This is a genomic window from Pseudomonas sp. MWU16-30323 (genome assembly GCF_020515595.1).
Taxonomy (GTDB): domain Bacteria; phylum Pseudomonadota; class Gammaproteobacteria; order Pseudomonadales; family Pseudomonadaceae; genus Aquipseudomonas; species Aquipseudomonas yamanorum.
Genome location: NZ_JAIWYM010000001.1, coordinates 195815 through 215839 on the forward strand (window position 1 = coordinate 195815; position 20025 = coordinate 215839).

General features: G+C 60.0%; 16 protein-coding genes. 11 read left to right on the forward strand and 5 right to left on the reverse strand.

Annotation, left to right across the window (positions count from 1 at the left end):
* Window positions 1–56 precede the first annotated feature (56 nt).
* Complete coding sequence (locus LIY45_RS00975) at window positions 57–995, forward strand: aspartyl/asparaginyl beta-hydroxylase domain-containing protein (RefSeq protein ID WP_226475026.1); 939 nt, start codon at window positions 57–59, stop codon at window positions 993–995.
* 43 nt (window positions 996–1038) lie between these two features.
* Here the strand turns inward: LIY45_RS00975 and LIY45_RS00980 are convergent, their stop codons facing one another.
* Window positions 1039–1218 (reverse strand): hypothetical protein, encoded by a 180-nt coding sequence (locus LIY45_RS00980; RefSeq protein WP_226475027.1) that lies wholly within the window; start codon window positions 1216–1218, stop codon window positions 1039–1041.
* Window positions 1219–1766: 548 nt separating this feature from the next.
* On the opposite strand from LIY45_RS00980, the gene LIY45_RS00985 reads away from it, so the two are divergent.
* Window positions 1767–2627 (forward strand): DMT family transporter, encoded by an 861-nt coding sequence (locus LIY45_RS00985; RefSeq protein ID WP_226475028.1) that lies wholly within the window; start codon window positions 1767–1769, stop codon window positions 2625–2627.
* A 31-nt stretch (window positions 2628–2658) separates the two neighbouring features.
* Here LIY45_RS00985 and LIY45_RS00990 read toward each other — a convergent pair whose 3' ends face one another.
* Both LIY45_RS00990 and LIY45_RS00995 read right to left on the reverse strand, forming a co-directional pair.
* Window positions 2659–3555 (reverse strand): DMT family transporter, encoded by an 897-nt coding sequence (locus LIY45_RS00990; RefSeq protein ID WP_226475029.1) that lies wholly within the window; start codon window positions 3553–3555, stop codon window positions 2659–2661.
* A 72-nt stretch (window positions 3556–3627) separates the two neighbouring features.
* Window positions 3628–5253: a methyl-accepting chemotaxis protein gene (locus LIY45_RS00995; protein WP_226475030.1), complete on the reverse strand. Its 1626-nt coding sequence runs from the start codon at window positions 5251–5253 to the stop codon at window positions 3628–3630.
* Window positions 5254–5666: 413 nt separating this feature from the next.
* Between LIY45_RS00995 and aceK the strand changes: the two genes are divergently transcribed.
* The 9 genes from aceK (at window position 5667) to LIY45_RS01040 (ending at window position 17227) form a co-directional block, all read left to right on the forward strand.
* The gene (aceK, locus tag LIY45_RS01000) at window positions 5667–7388 is read left to right on the forward strand and encodes a bifunctional isocitrate dehydrogenase kinase/phosphatase (RefSeq protein WP_017479167.1); all 1722 of its coding nucleotides are present in this window, start codon (window positions 5667–5669) and stop codon (window positions 7386–7388) included.
* A gap of 70 nt (window positions 7389–7458) precedes the next feature.
* Window positions 7459–11370: an ATP-dependent RNA helicase HrpA gene (hrpA, locus tag LIY45_RS01005; RefSeq protein ID WP_226475031.1), complete on the forward strand. Its 3912-nt coding sequence runs from the start codon at window positions 7459–7461 to the stop codon at window positions 11368–11370.
* A gap of 256 nt (window positions 11371–11626) precedes the next feature.
* A complete protein-coding gene (locus LIY45_RS01010) occupies window positions 11627–12748 on the forward strand; it encodes a beta-ketoacyl-ACP synthase III (RefSeq protein ID WP_226475032.1) in 1122 nt (373 codons plus the stop codon).
* A gap of 25 nt (window positions 12749–12773) precedes the next feature.
* Window positions 12774–13388, forward strand: coding sequence for an RNA polymerase sigma factor (locus LIY45_RS01015; protein ID WP_017479164.1), 615 nt, complete (start codon window positions 12774–12776; stop codon window positions 13386–13388).
* Complete coding sequence (locus LIY45_RS01020) at window positions 13382–13615, forward strand: zf-HC2 domain-containing protein (RefSeq protein WP_003210701.1); 234 nt, start codon at window positions 13382–13384, stop codon at window positions 13613–13615. Before LIY45_RS01015 ends, LIY45_RS01020 begins: the two co-directional genes overlap by 7 nt.
* A 339-nt stretch (window positions 13616–13954) precedes the next feature.
* Window positions 13955–15289 carry an OprO/OprP family phosphate-selective porin gene (locus LIY45_RS01025; RefSeq protein WP_017479162.1) on the forward strand — a complete coding sequence of 445 codons (1335 nt, stop codon included), beginning with the start codon at window positions 13955–13957 and terminating at the stop codon, window positions 15287–15289.
* 229 nt (window positions 15290–15518) lie between these two features.
* Entirely contained in the window at window positions 15519–16643 is a 1125-nt protein-coding gene (locus LIY45_RS01030; protein WP_226475033.1) for a GNAT family N-acetyltransferase, read from the forward strand.
* A gap of 79 nt (window positions 16644–16722) precedes the next feature.
* Window positions 16723–17001, forward strand: a complete 279-nt coding sequence (locus tag LIY45_RS01035) for a BrnT family toxin (RefSeq protein ID WP_226475034.1) — start codon at window positions 16723–16725, stop codon at window positions 16999–17001.
* Entirely contained in the window at window positions 16979–17227 is a 249-nt protein-coding gene (locus tag LIY45_RS01040) for a BrnA antitoxin family protein (protein ID WP_226475035.1), read from the forward strand. Before LIY45_RS01035 ends, LIY45_RS01040 begins: the two co-directional genes overlap by 23 nt.
* A gap of 54 nt (window positions 17228–17281) precedes the next feature.
* On the opposite strand, the gene aqpZ is transcribed toward LIY45_RS01040, so the two are convergent.
* The gene (gene aqpZ, locus LIY45_RS01045; protein ID WP_226475036.1) at window positions 17282–17980 is read right to left on the reverse strand and encodes an aquaporin Z; all 699 of its coding nucleotides are present in this window, start codon (window positions 17978–17980) and stop codon (window positions 17282–17284) included.
* A gap of 179 nt (window positions 17981–18159) precedes the next feature.
* Window positions 18160–19992: an ABC transporter ATP-binding protein gene (locus tag LIY45_RS01050; RefSeq protein ID WP_226475037.1), complete on the reverse strand. Its 1833-nt coding sequence runs from the start codon at window positions 19990–19992 to the stop codon at window positions 18160–18162.
* Window positions 19993–20025: the final 33 nt, after the last annotated feature.

Sequence of the window (20025 nt, forward strand, 5' to 3'; positions counted from 1 at the left end):
TGGTTTCCCGATAATGGGAGGCTAATGGCCAGACGCCTATTTCCAGGAGTTGCTGCATGACCTTTTCTTTGGCCGCCAAACTGTCGGTGTTGCTGCTGTTTATCGGCAGTACGCTGTACGTGCATTTGCGTGGCAAGGCCCGCTTGCCGATGTTGCGTCAATTCGTCAACCATTCGGCGCTGTTCGCCCCGTATAACGCCTTGATGTACATCTTCTCCGCCGTGCCGTCCAAGCCGTACCTGGACCGCAGCAAGTTTCCGGAGCTGGACTTGCTCAAGGACAACTGGGAAGTGATTCGCGAAGAGGCCATGCACCTGTTCGACGAGGGCTACATCCGCGCCGCCGAGAAGAACAACGATGCCGGTTTCGGCTCGTTCTTCAAGAAGGGCTGGAAGCGTTTCTACCTCAAGTGGTACGACAAACCGTTGCCGTCGGCTGAGCTGCTGTGCCCGAAAACCGTGGCCCTGGTCAGCAGCATTCCCAACGTCAAGGGCGCGATGTTTGCCCTGTTGCCCGGTGGCAGCCACCTCAACCCGCACCGTGACCCGTTTGCCGGTTCCCTGCGTTACCACCTGGGATTGTCCACGCCCAACTCCGACGACTGCCGCATCTTCGTCGACGGCCAGGTGTATGCCTGGCGTGACGGTGAAGACGTGATGTTCGACGAGACCTACGTGCACTGGGTGAAGAACGAAACCGAGCACACCCGGGTGATCCTGTTCTGCGACATCGAACGCCCCCTGAGCAGCCGCCTGATGACGCGCATCAACCGTTGGGTCAGCGCCCAACTGGGCCGCGCTACTGCGCCGCAGAACCTGGATGACGAACGCGTTGGCGGGATCAACCAGGCGTACGCCTGGAGCAAGCGCTTCAGCGACAGCTTCAGCGGCGTGGTCAAGCAGTGGAAGCGCAAGCATCCGAAGGCTTATCGCATCCTGCGGCCAGTGCTGGCGGTGGTGGTGCTGACGGCGTTGGGGTATTGGTTGTTTGGTTAAGGCTTTCGCAGGCATAAAAAAACCGCTCGAGTGAGCGGTTTTTTTATGCTTTTGATTTGTCGGGGTTGCCCGCTAAAAGGCTGGGTTCATCAACGCTGGTCGTCATGGCTGCACTGAGAAAACGGCGCTGATTGGCGGTGAGTGCTAGTGCTGGTGCCCCAGGCTCTTTTATTGGCTTCGATGATGATTTCTGGCTGACGGAGTTTTCAGGAACTGCTCCCATATTAGCCTCCACTGTTGATCATTAATTGAGCATGGTTACGATGCTAAGCCCGCCTTTGAACGGTATAACTGATAGCGCAGAGAATCGCGTTTTTTTGGCATTGGTCATCATGAGTTAAAAGCCCCCCGGATTCGGAGCGGATTGGTTTTTCCCAAGGCTAGTGGCGTTGACCCAAGCTGTCCTTACTGGCCTTTTGGCGAAGTCATTGCAAAGCATGTCCCCAGCTGGTTATAGTCGGTCGCAGGTGTTTTCAGACACCTTGTCCATCCCCTCAAAAAAGATCAGCACATGCCAGCTTCCTTGCGCATAGCGGTAGTCGATTCAGCGGTCAACGCTGTGGTCGTGCCGTGCGGGAGCCAGCAGCCTGCGCAGATCAGTCATTACCCCCCACCTGTCAGTAGCACGCCGGTGTACGCAGTCGTATCACCGCCGGGCGTTGGCATTTCGGGCTGATCAGCTGATGGCTGTTCCCCTGTGCCCGCCTGAAAAAACCTACTGAATTTCAGCCTTTGCTGAGTTGGCTTTTTGCCTGATTACAGGTGGTATCCATGTCTGTTCTTTCGAAACAATCCGTGGCCGCGGCGGCCTCGACGAGCCTGTTTGTCTTGCTGTGGAGCAGCGGGGCGATTTTCTCCAAATGGGGGCTGGCCCACGCTTCGCCCTTTGCGTTTTTGCTGATCCGTTTTGCCATCGCCCTGGCGGGGCTGGTGATACTGGTCCCGATCCTTAAGCTGAAGTTGCCGCGCCCTGGCAAGCCGATGCTCTACGCGGCAGCCACCGGGCTGGTGTTGTTGGGGGCCTACCAGATTTTCTATCTGCTGGCCCTGGACCTCAAAGTCACGCCCGGCATGATGGCAACCATCATGGGCGTGCAACCGATCCTGACCGTGGTGTTGATGGAGCGTCAGCGCTCCTGGAGCCGGATGTTCGGCCTGGCGCTGGGGTTGGCGGGTTTGATCATGGTGGTGTACCAGGGCATCGGCATGTCCGGGATGTCCCTGGCGGGCATGCTCTTTGGCCTGTTGGCCCTGGCCAGCATGACCTTCGGCTCGATCATGCAGAAGCGCATCACCGATAACCCGCTGGGCACGCTGCCGGTGCAGTATTTCGCAGGCTTGTTGTTGTGCTCGGTGTTTGTGCCGTTCCAGCCGTTCCACTTTGAACACAGCAGCGGCTTTTTCGTGCCGGTGCTGTGGATGGGCTTGGTGGTGTCGCTGCTGGCGACGCTGTTGCTGTACCGGCTGATCGCTCGGGGCAACCTGGTGAATGTCACCAGCTTGTTCTATCTGGTGCCCGCGGTGACGGCGATGATGGATTACCTGATCTTCGGCAACAAGCTGGCAATCCTGAGCTTGGTGGGGATGGGGCTGATCATTGTCGGATTGGCTTTTGTGTTCCGTAAGAGCTGATCAACCCCACGCTGTAGGAGCCGAAACGCTCCTACAGCTTCCCGGCCAATTTCCCTGGCCGAAGCACCAGCCACAACGCCCCCGCAATCAACAACCCGCCATACAGATGCGCCATGGACAGCGGCTCATCCAGCAGCAACGCACCCCACAACACCCCGAACGGCGGAATCATGAAGGTCACGGTCATCGACTTCACCGGGCCGATGGAGGTCAGCAAGCGGAAGTACAGGATGTAGGCAAACGCCGTACATACCAGCCCCAACCCCAGCAACGACAACCACACAGGCCAGCCACCCCAACTGGCCGGTGGATGGCTGATGGCACTCCAGGCAAACAGCGGCAGCAGGAACAGCGTGGCCCCGAGCATGCTGCCCAAGGCCGCGAGGCGGCTGTCCAAACCGCCCTGTTGATCGAGCCAGCGCCGTGCCAAAAAGCCGGCAAAACCATAGCAGGTGGTCGCCAACAGGCACGCCAGCGCACCCATCAGCAGTTCCAGGTCGAAGGCCACCGGCCCGGCGCGAGTCAGGATGCCAACGCCGAACAGCCCCAGGCACACGCCGGCAATTTTCGACGGCGTCAGGCGCTCACTGAAAAACAGCCCGCCAATCAGCACGCCCATCAGTGGCGTCGTGGCATTGAAGATCGCCGAGTAACCGGCCGGCAGCACTTGGGCCGCCACCGAATACATGGTCGCGGGAATGCCCGAGTTGATCACGCCCAGTAACAGGACCGTTTTGAACTTGCCCTGGAAATCCCAGTTCACCCGCATCATGGCGAGGATCACCAGCAGGCCGGTGGCGGCAATCGACACCCGGAAAAATGCCGTAGGAAGGGTGCCGATTTCCGGCGCGATAATTCGCATGAACAAAAAACTCGCGCCCCAGATAGCGGCCAGCACCAACAGGTGCAGGGTGTCGACAGGTCTCACGGAAACACTCCTGTTTGATAAGGGCGGAAGTGTTGCCCACGGACCTGTCTGACACAATCGCTAATACATGTTTTACAGCACGAAGCGCGTCACCAAGCCATTGAGGTCCACCGCCAGCCGCGACAGTTCCTGGCTGGCCGCCGACGTCTGGGTGGCACCGGCGGCGGTTTGTGTCGACAGGTCCCGAATGTTCACCAGGCTGCGGTCCACTTCTCGGGCCACCAGTGCTTGCTGCTCGGCGGCGCTGGCGATCACCAGGTTGCGCTGGCTGATCTGCGAGATCGCTGCGGTGATTTTCTCCAGCGCGCTGCCGGCGCTATTGGCCCGCTGCAAAGTCTGCCCGGCGTGTTCGGCACTGCTGTTCAAGGCCCCGACGGTGTCCTGGGTACCTTGCTGGATACCGTTGATCATCTGCTCGATTTCTTCGGTGGAGTCCTGGGTGCGTTGCGCCAGGGAGCGCACTTCGTCCGCCACCACGGCAAAACCGCGACCGGCCTCGCCTGCGCGGGCCGCCTCAATTGCCGCATTAAGTGCCAGCAGGTTGGTCTGCCCGGCAATCCCGCGAATCACTTCCAGCACCTTGCTGATGTCCTGGGCCTGCACGGCCAGGCCCTCGGCCTTGGTCGAGGCCCCGAGCACCTCGTCCACCAGGTTCTGGATCGAGCTGATGGTTTCGCTGATCTGGTAGTGGCCGTGTTTGCTGTCTTCGTCGGAGGCCTTGGACGCTTCGGCGCTGGACACCGCATTGCCCGCCACTTCATCCACTGCGGCGCTCATTTGCGTCACGGCAGTGGCGGCCTGTTCGATTTCATCGTTCTGCGCTTGCAGGCCGCGGGTGCTCTGTTCCATCACCGAACTCATCTCTTCCGCCGCCGAGGCCAACTGCTGCGACGACTCACTGATGCCACGGATGGTGTCTTGCAGGTTGGTCTGCATGGTGGCCAGGGCCGTCAGCAGTTGCGCCGGCTCATCCTTGCCTTCCACAACAATCGGCCGGCTCAGGTCGCCGGAAGCGATGGTGCGGGCCACCGTCAGTGCCTGGCCGATGGGCGCGGTGATGCTGCGGGTCAGCAGCCAGGCCAGCAACAAGGTGGCGAGCAGGGCGGTGACGATGATGCTGCCGACCACCCATTGGGCGCTGGTGTACATCTGGGCTGCCGACTCTGCGGCGTCTTCCACACCTTTTTGATTGAAGGTGATCATGTCTTCCAGGCTTTTATTGAGGACCATGCCTTGGGGCGCCAGCCGGCTATTGAGCAAGTCCATGGCGTTTTGCTGTTGGTCCTGGTCGACCAGTTGAATCATCTGGGCGACGATCGTCATGTAGGTCGCAACGTTGGCTTTCAACTGCTTGAGCAGGTCGCGTTCCTGCTCGTTGCTCAGCAGGGTTTCGTGGCGGCTGAGCAGTTCTTCCAGGTCGCTGCGCTGGCGGGTGATCAGGCTTTTGCTGTTGTCACGCACCCGGGACTCATCGGTGGTGAGCAAGCGCAACGCTTCCAGGCGGATGCTGGCGACATAGGCGGCGCTGTCGTGAATGTTTTCAATGCTCGGCATCCACGACTCTTCGATGATCAGCGCGCTTTCCCGCAGCTTGGCCATCTGTCCCAGGCCAAACAGGCCGACCACTATCAACAGGCTGGCCAACACCCCAAAACTCAGACTGGCGCGCAGACCGATCCCCATATTCCTCAATGACATCTCAATGCTCCTTGGGCGATTAGAACCTGTTCCCGGATCGGTCTTCTGACCTTGTTAGGTGGGAGAGGGCGCGCTATATAGCAAAGAGCCATCACGTAAGGTAATAAGGGTTTCCCTTACGTTGGATCCAATGCTCTCAAGGAACGTGAGGTCCAGCGTGCTAGAGCAAATACTCGGGTTTTCCAAGGGGCACCCGAGGGAGGCCCGTGGCTAAAGGCTTTCAGATGAAACGTTTAACTTGGCAAGGATGACTTGGAAGGTTTTTTATTGACCAAATGGTCGAATTAATAAAATTGAAAATAAATGTACAAAATGAACAAACCCGTACAAGTCTGAACGGAAAATGTCCCTTCTCCTGTCCCTGCACACTGGCTAAGCTCAGCTCACTCCAAATGCCCGCAGAGGTTTCCCAAATGCCGCAGCAAACGCCCGCCCTCGACATTGCGCAGATGATCCTCGACGGCTTCGACGACTACCGCGAGCACTTCCGCCAGATCACCGATGGCGCCCGGGAGCGTTTCGAAAAGGCGCAGTGGCAGCAAGGGCAGGCGGCTTCGGCAGCGCGCATCAACCTGTATGAAGACAAGGTCAGCGAAGTCACGGCGCGGCTGCGGGCGGCCTTCGATGAGGCCGTGCTGCTCGACATTGCCGCCTGGCCGCTGGTGAAAAGCGCCTACATCAGCCTGATCGACCTGCGGTTTGACGATGAGCTGTCCGAGACCTGGTACAACTCGACGTTCTGCGGCCTGTTCAGTCATGACCTGATCAGCGACGGCTGCATGTTCATTCACACCACCCGGCCCAGCCTGCGCCGCGCCCGGGCGGCGCAAACCCGCACCTACAAGCCGGGCGGCAAGCTGGCGGGCATGCTGGAACAGATTTTCGCCGACTACCGTTTCAGCGAACCCTACGCCGACTTGCCCGCCGACCTGCGCCGCCTGGAAGCGCAATTGCGCGAAAACCTGCCGGACTGGGTCTGCAAAGACCCGGACCTGAATGTCGAACTGTTTTCGTCGGTGCTGTACCGCAACAAAGGCGCTTACCTCGTCGGACGCATCTACACCCGCGACGAACAGTGGCCGCTGGTAATCCCGCTGCTGCACCGGGAAGGGCGCGGCATCCAGATCGACGCGCTGATCACCGACGAAGCCGACGTGTCGATCATCTTCTCGTTCACCCGCTCCTATTTCATGGTGGACGTGCCGGTGCCGGCGGAGTTTATCGGCTTCCTCAAGCGCATCCTGCCGGGCAAGCACATCGCCGAGTTGTACACCTCCATCGGCTTCTACAAGCACGGCAAATCCGAATTCTATCGGGCACTGATCAACCACCTCGCCACCACCGACGACCAGTTCATCATGGCCCCGGGCGTGCGCGGCATGGTCATGAGCGTGTTTACCCTGCCGGGCTTCAATACCGTGTTCAAGATCATCAAGGACCGCTTTTCACCGTCGAAAAACGTCAACCGCGCCACCGTGATCGAGAAGTACCGGCTGGTGAAAAGTGTCGACCGGGTAGGGCGCATGGCTGACACCCAGGAGTTCGCCGACTTCCGTTTTCCGTTGAGCAAGTTCGAGCCCGAATGCCTGGCCGAGTTGCTTGAAGTCGCCGCCGGCACCGTCGAAGTGGAAGGCGATACGGTGCTGATCCGCCACTGCTGGACCGAGCGGCGCATGACCCCGCTCAACCTCTATCTGGAAAACGCCAACGAAGCCCAGGTGCGCGAAGCGCTGGAAGACTACGGCCTGGCGATCAAGCAACTGGCGGCGGCGAATATTTTCCCCGGCGATATGTTGCTGAAGAATTTTGGCGTCACCCGCCATGGTCGCGTGGTGTTCTACGACTATGACGAAATCTGTTTCCTGACCGAGGCCAACTTCCGCCATATCCCGGCGCCGCGTACTCCGGAAGATGAAATGGCCTCCGAGCCCTGGTATTCCATCGGCCCGCTGGATGTGTTCCCGGAGGAGTTCCCGCCGTTCCTGTTTGCCGATGCCGGCCAGCGCCGGCTGTTCGACGAACTGCACGGCGAGTTGTACAACGCCGACTACTGGAAAGGCCTGCAAGAGGCGATTCGCGCCGGCAAAGTGATCGATGTGTTTCCTTACCGGCGCAAGGGCCTGGAAAATGAATGAGGGGCGCGCGTGGCGGCGCTTTTCTGCGACAATCCGCCCCCTGCCTACATAGACGACCTTTGCGTACCTGATGACTGACCAAGCGCCCGCTATCGACCAACTGCTGAAAAACCTCGATCACGCCATGCTCGCCGACCGCCACCGCTTGCGGCGGCAACTGCTTGAGCTGCGCAAGAAACCCGATGAGGAAAAACTTGCGCAGTGGGTGACGCGGATGCAGGCCTCCTGCGCCCAGGTGACGGCGCGGCGTGCCAGCCTGCCGGTGATTCGCTATGACGACAGCCTGCCGATCGCCGCCAAGCGCGACGAAATCAAGGCGGCGCTGCTCAAGCATCAGGTGCTGATCATTGCCGGTGAGACCGGCTCGGGTAAAACCACCCAGTTGCCGAAAATCTGCCTGGAGATCGGCCGCGGGCAATACGGCTTGATCGGTCATACCCAGCCGCGGCGGATTGCAGCGCGCAGCGTGGCCAGTCGGGTCGCGGAAGAGTTGGCGACGCCGCTGGGCGCGCTGGTGGGTTACCAGGTGCGGTTTGAAGATCAGAGTGATTCCAACACCCTGATCAAGCTGATGACCGACGGTATCCTGCTGGCCGAAACCCAGAACGACCGTTACCTCGAACGCTACGACACGATCATCGTCGACGAAGCCCACGAGCGCAGCCTGAACATCGACTTCCTGCTGGGTTACCTGAAAACCCTGCTGCCCCGTCGTCCGGACCTCAAAGTCATCATTACCTCGGCGACCATCGACCTGGAGCGCTTTTCCAAGCACTTCGACGATGCGCCGATTGTCGAGGTGTCGGGCCGCACCTTCCCGGTGGAAACCTGGTACCGCCCGCTGACCCTGGAGCAGGACGAAGAGGGCAACCGCGTCGAGGACGACCTGACTGTCGACCAGGCGATTCTCGCCACCCTTGATGAGATCGCCGCCTTTGAACGCAGCGAACGCAAGAGCCCCGGCGATGTGCTGGTGTTCCTGCCCGGCGAGCGCGAGATTCGCGACGCCGCCGACATGCTGCGCAAGGCCCAGCTCAAGCACACTGAAATCCTGCCGCTGTATGCGCGCTTGTCGCCGGCGGAGCAGCAGCGGATTTTCCAGTCCCATCCGGGCCGGCGCGTGGTGCTGGCGACCAACGTCGCGGAAACCTCGCTGACCGTGCCGGGTATTCGTTATGTGATCGACAGCGGCACCGCGCGCATCAGCCGCTACAGCTACCGGGCCAAGGTCCAACGCTTGCCGATCGAGGCGATTTCCCAGGCCAGCGCCAACCAGCGTAAAGGCCGGTGCGGGCGGGTTGAACCGGGCATTTGCGTACGCCTGTACAGCGAAGAAGATTTTATCGGGCGTCCGGAATTTACCGACCCGGAAATCCTGCGCACCAACCTCGCGGCAGTGATCCTGCAGATGCTGCACCTGCGCCTGGGCGAGATCACCGATTTCCCGTTTATCGAGCCGCCGGATGGCAAGGCCATCAGCGACGGTTTCAATTTGCTGCAAGAGTTGTCCGCCGTCGACCGTAACAGCCAGCTCACCCCGATGGGGCGCCAGTTGGCGCGTTTGCCGGTGGACCCGCGCATGGGCCGCATGTTGCTGGAAGCCGCCAAGCTCGGCAGCTTGCAGGAAGTGCTGATTGTCGCCAGTGCCATGTCGATCCAGGACCCGCGCGAGCGTCCGCCGGAACGCCAGCAAGCCGCCGACCAGGCTCACGCACAGTGGAAGGACCCGGATTCGGACTTCGCCGGGTTGGTGAATCTGTGGCGTGGGTTTGAAGAGCAGCGCCAGGAATTGACCGCCAGCCCGCTGCGTAACTGGTGCCGCAAGAACTTCCTGAATTACCTGCGGCTGCGGGAGTGGCGTGATTCCCACCGCCAGTTGAGCCTGATCTGCCGCGACATGCAGTTGACCGTCAACAAGGAGCCGGCGGATTTCCCGAAACTGCACAAGGCGGTGCTGTCCGGCCTGCTGAGCCAGATCGGGCAGAAGACTGAAGAGGGCGATTACCTCGGCGCGCGCCAGCGGCGTTTCTGGATTCACCCTTCCTCGGGCATCGGCAAGAAGCGCCCGCAGTGGCTGATGACCGCCGAACTGGTGGAAACCACCAAGCTGTATGCACGGATGGTGGCCAAGATCGACGCCGACTGGATCGAGCCGCTGGCCGGGCACCTGATCAAGAAAAACCACTTTGAACCCCATTGGGAGAAGAAGCGCGGCCAAGTGGTGGCGTTTGAGCAGATCACCCTGTTCGGGTTGATCATCGTCGGGCGCCGGCCGGTGCATTACGGGCCGATTGATCCGGTGACGTCCCGTGAGCTGTTTATCCGCGAGGGCCTGGTGCGCGGCGAGATTCAGTCCCGGGCCCGCTGCCTGACGGCCAACCAGCAACTGCTGGAGCAACTGGACGAGCTGGAAGCCAAGGCCCGCCGGCGCGACATCCTGGCGGACGAGGAAACCCTGTACGCCTTCTACGATGCGCGCCTCCCGGCCGAGATCCACCAGACTGCGACCTTCGACAGCTGGTACAAGGTCAACAGCCAGAAAGACCCGCAACTGTTGATCATGCGCGAAGAAGACGTGCTGGCCCGCGAGGCCAGTGAAGTCACCGCCGCCCATTACCCGGACACCTTGCACCTGGGCGACCTCGCCCTGGCCTTGAGTTATCACTTTGAACCCAACCATCCTCGGGACGGCGTGACCTTGCGCGTGCCGGCGCCGCTGTTGCCGGCCTTGCCGCCCGAGCGCCTGGAGTGGCTGGTGCCGGGTGTGATTGAGGCCAAGTGCATTGCCCTGGTGCGCAACTTGCCCAAGGCCCTGCGCAAGAACTTCGTGCCGGTACCGGATTTCGTCAAGGCGGCCCTGCAACGCATCGAGTTTGGCCAAGGCTCGTTGCCCCAGGCCTTGGGGCGCGAGTTGCTGCGCATGACCGGGGCTCGGGTCAGCGATGAAGCCTGGGCCGAGGCCGCGCAACAGGTGGAAAACCACCTGAAGATGAACCTGGAAGTGGTCGACGGCCAGGGCAAGTTCCTCGGTGAAGGCCGCGACCTGGCCGAGCTGACTGCGCGCTTTGCCGAAGCCAGCCAAGCCGCGTTGGCCGTGCCGCAGACCGCGAAAAGCCAGCAGCCGGTGGAAGCCAAGGTCTTTGCAGCGGTGGCCGAGAAAACCCAGCAAAACATCGCCGGCCTGTCGATGACGGTGTATCCGGCATTGGTGGAAGAAAACGGCACGGTCAAGGAAGGGCGTTTCTCCACCGCCGCCGAGGCGGAGTTCCAGCACCGTCGGGCCTTGCAGCGCTTGCTCCTGCAACAACTGGCCGAGCCGGCAAAATTCCTGCGAGGCAAGTTGCCCGGCCTGACCGAGTTGGGGCTGATGTACCGCGAGCTGGGGCGTATCGAGGCCCTGGTGGAAGACATTCTGTTGGCCAGCCTCGACAGCTGCGTGCTGGAAGGCGAAGCCAGCCTGCCGCGTGACGGCGCCGGCCTGGCCGCCTTGGCCGAGCGCAAGCGTGGCAGTTGGACCGAACATGCCGAGCGCCAGGCGCGCTTGACCCTCGACATCCTGAAACTGTGGCATGGCCTGCAAAAACGCTTCAAGGGCAAGATTGACCTGGCCCAGGCTGTGGCTCTCAATGACATCAAGCAGCAACTGAGTAACCTGGTGTATCCCGGTTTTGTACGGGAAACCCCGGCGCAATGGTTCAAGGAACTGCCGCGTTTCCTCAAGGCCATCGAGTTGCGCCTGGAGAAACTGCCGAGCCAGGTGCAGAAGGATCGGGTCTGGAGTACCGAGCTGGGTGGCTTGTGGAGCCAGTATCAGAACCGCTTGAACAAGCACGCCCAGGAAGGCAAGCGCGACCCTCAGCTGGAGCTGTATCGCTGGTGGCTGGAGGAATACCGGGTGTCGTTGTTTGCCCAGCAGTTGGGCACCAAGGTGCCGATTTCCGACAAGCGCCTGAGCAAGCAATGGAGCCTGGTCGAGGCGTGACCGACGTGCGGCAAGCAACTGTGGCAAGCTCGCTCGCCACAGGGAAGGTGTTTGTGCGGGATAGGCGCCAAACCCCAGGCTTTATGGCAAACTTCGCGGTTATAAATGCCGGGATCGTCGAATTGGGCTGGCGCAGCCATGGCGCGATGGAATAAAGCGTTACCCGTTTGAAGGCCGCTGAGCGGCATAAAACTACTTACGGTTTGGTACGACGGTACCAATACCCTTCTGCCTGAACAGATTTAGAGGAACGACCGTGCATAACGTCGTCATCAGCGGCACAGGCCTGTACACCCCGGCCAACAGCATCTCCAACGAAGAGCTGGTGCAGTCTTTCAATGCTTACGTGCAACAGTTCAACCTGGATAACGCCGCAGCCATCGAACGCGGTGACGTCGAGCCACTGACCGAATCCAGCGCCGCCTTCATCGAAAAGGCCTCGGGCATCAAGAGCCGCTTTGTCATGGACAAGGCCGGCATTCTCGACCCGCAGCGCATGGCGCCACGCCTGCCTGAGCGCTCCAACGACGAGTGGTCGATCCTCTGCCAGATGGCCGTGGGTGCTGCCGAGCAAGCCTTGCAGCGCGCCGGCAAGACCGCTGCCGACATCGATGGCGTGATCGTTGCCTGTTCCAACCTGCAGCGGGCGTATCCGGCGATTGCCATTGAAGTCCAGGAAGCGCTGGGCATCCAGGGTTTCGGCTTTGACATGAACGTGGCCTGTTCCTCGGCGACGTTCGGCATCCAGAACGCCGCCAACAGCATCCAGTTGGGCCAGGCCCGGGCGATCCTGATGGTCAACCCGGAGATCTGCACCGGCCACCTGAACTTCCGTGACCGCGACAGCCATTTCATCTTTGGTGATGCGGCCACCGCCGTGATTCTCGAGCGGGCCGACCTGGCCACTTCCGACCACCAGTTCGACGTGGTGAGCACCAAGCTGCTGACCCAGTTCTCCAACAACATCCGCAACAACTTTGGTTTCCTCAACCGCGCGGCGGAAGAGGGCATCGGTGCCCCAGACAAGCTGTTCGTGCAAGAAGGCCGCAAAGTCTTCCGTGATGTCTGCCCGATGGTCGCCGAGTTGATCGGCAAGCACCTGTCGGAAAACCAGCTGAATGTCGGCGATGTGAAGCGCTTCTGGCTGCACCAGGCCAACCTCAGCATGAACCACCTGATCGTCAAGAAACTGCTGGGCCGCGAGGCTTCGGTGGAAGAAGCACCAGTGATCCTCGATACTTACGCCAACACCAGCTCCGCGGGTTCGGTGATTGCGTTTCACACCTACCAGGACGACTTGCCCAAGGGCGCTGTGGCCGTGCTGAGCTCGTTCGGCGCCGGGTATTCGATTGGTAGCGTGATTCTGCGCAAACGCTGATCATGTTTTGACATCGAGGTCTTGAATGGCAGCAGCGGACGACGCGCACCTGCTTGAACGATTGCTCAAGGGTGAGCAGCGAGCCTACAAGGAGTTGGTCACCACCTACCAGAGCGCCATGCGTGCGGTGGCCTATGCCATCGTTGGCCAGCGTCATGCCGATGAGGTGGTCCAGGACGCCTGGCTGTCGGTGGTGCGCAACCTGGCGAAGTTCGAGGGGCGCTCCAGCCTCAAGACCTGGCTGCTGACCATCACGGCCAACTCGGCCAAAGGCCGCTACAAGCAAAATCGCCGGGAAGTGCTGCTTGATGACCTGCCGTCGCCCCACGGCACCATCGGCGATGACCGCTTTGTGCCTGACGATGGCCACTGGGCCGTCGCGCCGTTTGCCTGGCATCAGGACACTCCCGAAGCGCTGCTCACCGAAGACGAACTGCGCAAATGCCTGGAGCACACGTTGGCCAGTCTTTCCGAACTGCAAAGCAGCGTACTGCTGCTGCGCGAACGTCAGGGGCTGGAGTTGGAGGAGATTTGTAATCTTCTGACGCTATCGCTCTCCAATGTTCGTGTGCTGCTGCATCGAGCACGGCTTAAAGTCTTCGCCACGGTGGAGCATTTTGAGGAAACCGGCGAATGTTGACCTGTAAAGAACAAGTGGCGCGTTCCAGTGACTATCTCGATGGGCAACTGACCTTTCGCGAGCGTCTGCTGGTGCGTCATCACCTGATGTTCTGCCCCAACTGCCGGCGCTTTATCCGGCAGATGCGCTTGATGCAGGCGACGCTGAAGATCCTGCCCGAGCCGCCCATCGCCGATGTTGATGCGTTGGCCGAACGCCTGGCCGCCGAGCGTTCCCGCGACCAGTAATACCCGTCACTTTTCACACAGAAACGAAGCCCGCATCAATAAATGATGCGGGCTTTTTTTTGCTCAAAAAATAACCAACATGAAAAAATATTCATTTTTCTCAGGTGTTTTTACATTTTGCAACATCTGGCATTTTCACCATTTTTTAGCGCTGGAGCCATGATTTACAAGGGCTTCGGCTTATTTCGATTGGCTATTAAAAAGTTCCCGAGTAACAAAATCTTTATGTTCCAGCAACCCGGCTGAAATATCCCCTCGCCAAGATCGCCCCCCAACACCAGCGGCTCTAAACCGCGTGTTTTACCCATGCAAAAGACCATCAATTAGGGGAATTCTTCGATGATCCGCAAGCACTTCGCCGGTTTCGCGGCCAGCGCCTTGGCCCTGGCTGTCACCGCCCAGGCTTTCGCCGGTACTGTCACTACTGACGGCGCCGATATCGTTGTCAAAACCAAGGGCGGCCTTGAGGTTGCAACCACCGACCAGAATTTCAGCTTCAAGCTGGGTGGTCGTTTGCAGGCCGATTACGGTACGTTTGATGGCTTTTACACCAAGAATGGTGATTCGGCTGACGCGGCCTATTTCCGCCGTGCCTACATCGAGTTCGGCGGCACCGTCTACAAGGACTGGAAGTACCAGGTCAACTACGACCTGTCCCACAACTCCGGCAATGCCGATGATGGCTACTTCGACGAAGCGTCCCTGTCCTACACCGGCTTCAAGCCTGTCGTGATCCGTGCCGGCCGCTTCGACGAAGACTTCGGCCTGGAAAAAGCCACCAGCTCCAAGTGGGTGACCGGCATCGACCGCAACGCGGCGTATGAAGTCGCTGACTGGATTCACTCCCACGCCAACGGCATGGGTATCCAGGCCAGTTCGGTCGTCGGTGACATGGCTTACCTGTCGGCCAGCGTTTCTTCCAAGGACATCAACGACAAGAACGGCAAAGGCGTGAAGCAATTCAACGCCCGTGCGGTGTTCGCACCGATGCATGACACCGGCAACGTGCTGCACCTGGGCCTGGATTACGCGGTACGTGACCTGAAAGACACGGCCTTCGACTCGCGTATTCGTCCACGTCTTGGGGTTCGTGGCGTTTCCACCAACGGCGGCAACGATGCCGGTGCCAACGGCAACCGAGCGACCTTTGGTGGCGGTGTGGGCCTGGATTCCGGCAGCCTGACGGCGAACGACGCCTACGACACCGACACCGTGTTCGGCGGCGAATTTGCATTCGCCCGTGGTCCGTTGTCCCTGCAGGGCGAATACCTGAACCGCAAGCTGAAGGCCGACAGCAGTGCCTATCAGGACGTGAAAGCCAGCGGCTTCTACGGCCAGGTGGCGTACACCCTGACCGGCGAATCCCGTGTCTACAAACTCGACGGCGCCAAGTTCGACACCATCAAGCCCGAGAACAAGCAGTACGGCGCGTGGGAAGTGTTCTACCGCTACGACAATATCACCGTGGATGACAAAAACGTGGTGCGCAACACCGCCACCCGGGAAGTGGGCGATGCCAAGGCCAACCTGAACATCATTGGGGTGAACTGGTACGCCAACGAAGCGGTGAAAATCTCTGCCAACTACATCAAGGCCAAGACCGACAAAATCGTCAACGCCGCCGGTGACGACAGCGGCGACGCCATCGTGGCCCGCGTGCAGTACGTGTTCTAAGCAACCCGCAATACCGCTCCAAAGCGCTTTTTCTTCATCCGTCAAAGCGCTCCTCATTTGGTTTGCCCCGCCGTTTGGCGGGGCTTTTTTTTGCGTCGAGTCTTGTAGGCGCGAGCTTGCTCGCAAAGAACCAGAGATCACCGCGTTCTGTCAGAATGCTCGCGTTATCGTTAACGACCATCGCGAGCAAGCTCGCTCCTACACAAAGCCGTGACCGTCGGGGAATGGGATGCCGTTACAACGTTTGAATAACCTGTCCGAGATTGCGCCCGATGAATGGAATGGATTGGTCCCCGCTGATCAGCCGTTTCTGCGCCATGCGTTCCTCAGTGCCCTGGAAGACAGCGCCAGCATCGGCCCGCACTCCGGGTGGCAGCCGGAGCATTTGCTGCACTATGAAGGTGGCCGGCTGATTGCCGCGTTGCCCAGCTATCGCAAATGGCACTCCTACGGCGAATACGTGTTCGACCACGGCTGGGCCGACGCCTGCGAGCGGGCGGGCATCGACTATTACCCGAAATTGCTCACGGCCGTGCCCTTCAGCCCGGTCAGCGGCCCGCGCCTGTTGGCCGCCCGCGCCGAGGACGGTTTCGAACTGCTTAAAAGCCTGCCCGGTTACCTGGAAATCGAAGGCCTTTCCAGTGCCCATATCAACTTTACCGACGCCCTGGCCGACACCGCCCTGGCCCAGCAGCCGGGTTGGCTGCAACGCCTGGGCTGCCAGTTTCATTGGCAGAACCGCGGTTACCGCGACTTCCAGGATTTTCTCGACGCCCTGAGTTCGCGCAAGCGTAAACAGATGCGCAAGGAGCGTGAGCAGGTGGCGGGGCAGGGGATTGAGTTCGAATGGTTGCAAGGCCATGAGTTGAGCGAGGCGCAGTGGGATTTTGTCTATGCCTGTTACGCCAACACCTACGCCATCCGCCGACAATCGCCGTACCTGACCCGGAATTTTTTCAGCCTGCTGGCCGAGCGCACGCCCGAGGCGATTCGCGTGGTGCTGGCCAAGCAAGGCTCACGGCCGGTGGCCATGGCCTTCAGTCTGATCGGTGGCGACAGCTTTTATGGACGTTACTGGGGCTGCCTGGCGGAGTTCGATCGACTGCATTTCGAGACGTGTTTCTATCAAGGCATGGACTACGCGATTGCCCATGGCCTGCAGCGTTTTGACGCGGGAGCCCAGGGCGAGCACAAGTTGATTCGCGGGTTTGAGCCAGTGATCACACACTCCTGGCATTACCTGCGCCATCCGGGATTGAAGACCGCGGTGGCGGATTTCCTGGAGCGCGAAAGCGTGGGGATCCTGGCGTACGCCGAGGAGGCGAGGTCAGCCCTGCCTTATCGGCAGGGCTGAACCACTGATCGGTTGGCAGGTGCCGAGGGCGGGAGCACTTCGCTATAGTGTATGTACAAAAGTAAATACAGGATGCACCATGCGTTTTGAGTGGGATGAATCCAAAAACCAAGTAAACATCCGCAAGCACGGCATAGACTTCAACGACGTATCGGATATTTTTCAACATCCAATATTGTCACAACGTGATACTCGGACGGATTATGACGAAGAACGCTGGGTCAGCATTGGCTGGATAAAATTACTGGTAGGTGTAGTTGTATACACCGAGAGGCGGGGTGACGTAATTCGCATTATTTCCGCCCGAAAAGCAACCAAACAGGAGGCCAAATACTATGTCGAAAGCATCGAAAACTGACTGGGAGCACCTGGCTAAGATGGACGATCGGGAGATCGATACCAGCGACATTCCCGAGTTGGGAGAAGACTTCTTCCGTCGTGCCGAATTGCGTGTGCCGGTCAAGCAGGCAGTTACTATCCGTCTGGATGCTGACGTTCTTGAGTGGTTCAAGGGGCAAGGGACTGGCTATCAGACGCGCATCAATCAGTTGCTGCGCCAGTATATGCAGGCACATCAAGGCTGATAGAGCACTGGCGAGGTCAGCCCTGCCTTACCGGCAGGGCTGAACCCGTTGGGCTCAGGCGGTTTTTTCCGTGCCCAACCATCGATAGGTAATGCCGCCGATCACTGCACCGAGGATCGGCGCCAGCCAGAACATCCACAACTGCTGGAGCGCCCAACCGCCGACAATCAGCGCCGGGCCGGTACTGCGGGCCGGGTTGACCGAGGTGTTGGTGACCGGGATCGAGATCAGGTGAATCAGCGTCAATGCGAGGCCGATGGCGATCGGCGCGAAACCCGCCGGCACGCGGCGGTCGGTGGCGCCGAGGATGATCAGCACGAACATCGCCGTCATCACCAGCTCACACACAAAGCCTGCCGCCATTGAATAACCACCGGGTGAATGCTCGCCGTAGCCGTTGCTCGCCAGGCCCGAGGCCAGTTCGAACCCTGGCTTGCCGCTGGCTATGAAGTACAACAACGCAGCGGCGACGATGCCGCCGATGACCTGGGAGATGATGTACGCCGGTAACTCCCTGGCCGGAAATCTTCCGCCCACTACCAGCCCCACTGACACTGCCGGGTTAAGGTGGCAACCGCTGATGTGCCCGATGGCAAATGCCATGGTCAGTACCGTGAGCCCGAACGCCAGGGCCACACCGAGCACGCCGATCCCGACAGGCGACGATGCGGCCAGTACCGCACTGCCGCAGCCACCCAACACCAGCCAAAACGTACCCAGTCCTTCCGTAACGGAACGCTTGAACAGTGACATGAACACATCCTTAGTAGATTGCTCTATCTGATTAACGGGTCTGTGACGCTTCCCTGCTGCCTTAAATCAGGGCCCTCCTGGGGCCTGATTGGAGTACAGCAGGATTGTGTCGCAAGACCAGTGAGATGGAGAAAACTGTCAGAATTGTTCGGAATTGAGGGTGCAGTTAACCAACGGAATCAGTCTATTCCGACGAACCCGCCGGTCTGGTGTTGCCACAGTCGGGCATACAAACCGCCGTGTGCGAGCAATTCGGCATGGCTGCCGCTTTCGGCAATCTGGCCTTTTTCCAGCACCACCAGCCTGTCCATTCTGGCAATGGTAGAAAGCCGATGGGCGATGGCGATTACCGTCTTGCCCTGCATCAGGGTTTCCAGGCTTTCCTGGATCGCCGCTTCCACTTCCGAATCCAGTGCCGAGGTGGCTTCGTCCATGATCAGGATCGGCGCGTCCTTGAGCAGCACCCGCGCGATGGCGATCCGCTGGCGTTGCCCGCCGGAGAGTTTGACCCCGCGTTCACCGACGTGGGCGTCCAGGCCGGTGCGGCCCTCGGCGTCCGACAGCAACGGGATGAACTCGTCGGCGCGGGCCTTGTGCACCGCGGCCCAAAGCTCTTCGTCGGTGGCGTCCGGCTTGCCATACAGCAGGTTGTCGCGGATCGAACGGTGCAGCAGCGAGGTGTCCTGGGTGATCATGCCGATCTGTTCGCGCAGGGTTTCCTGGGCGACGTCGGCGATGTTCTGGCCGTCGATCAGGATGCGTCCGCCTTGCAGGTCGTACAAGCGCAGCAGCAGGTTGACCAGGGTGGATTTACCCGCGCCGGACGGACCGATCAGGCCGATTTTTTCACCCGGTTTAATGTCCAGGTTCAGGCCGCTGATGATTCCGCTCTTCTTGCCGTAGTGGAAGTCCACCTGATCGAACCGCACCTCGCCATGGGGCACTTCCAGGCGCGGGGCATTCTCGCGGTCGGTCACTGCCAGCGGCTGGGCGATGGTTTTCAGGCCGTCCTGGACCATGCCGATGTTTTCGAAAATGCCGTTGACCACCCACATGATCCAGCCGGACATGTTGACGATGCGAATCACCAGTCCGGTGGCCAGGGCGATGGCGCCCACTGAAATCAGGGATTGGGTCCACAGCCACAGGGCCAGCCCGGTGGTGAAGACAATCAGCAGGCCGTTCATGGTGGTGATCACGATGTCCATGCTGGTCACGACGCGGCTGGCCAGCTGGGTTTTCTCGGTCTGCTCGACGATGGCTTCCTTGGCGTAGTTCTGCTCGTAATTCGTATGAGCGAACAGCTTCAAGGTGGTGATGTTGGTGTAGCCGTCGACAATGCGCCCCATCAGTTTGGAGCGTGCCTCGGAGGAAATCACCGAGCGCTCCTTGACCCGTGGCACGAAGTACCGCAGGGCCAGGCTGTAGGCAATGATCCAGGTAATCAGCGGGATCATCAGGCGCCAGTCGGCTTCGGCGAACAGCACCAGGGCGCTGATGGCGTAGATCGCCACATGCCAGATCGCGTCCACGGCGGCCACCGCAGAGTCGCGCAGGGAGTTGCCGGTTTGCATGATGCGCTGGGCAATGCGCCCGGCGAAGTCGTTCTGGAAGAAGTTCAGGCTCTGTTTGAGCACGTAGCTGTGGTTCTGCCAGCGGATCAGGCTGGTCATGCCGGGGCTGATGGTCTGGTGCACCAGCAGGTCATGCAGGGCGCCGAAGATCGGGCGCAGCAGCAGGGCGACCACGGCCATCCAGATCAGCTCATTGGCGTGGATCTGGAAGAAGTTGGCGGGCGGCGTGCCCTGGGCCAGGTCGATGATGCGGCTCAGGTAGCTGAACAGCGCCACTTCGATCAGCGCGCCGATCAGGCCCACCACCAGCAAGGCGGCAAAGCACGGCCATACCTGGCGCAGGTAATAGATGTAGAACGGCAGGACTTTATCGGGAGGGGCCGCGCTGGGAGCGTCGCGGAAGATGTCGATCAGTTGTTCAAAACGACGATAGAGCATTAGGTATGACGCCCGCGCGGCGGGCTCTCCTGT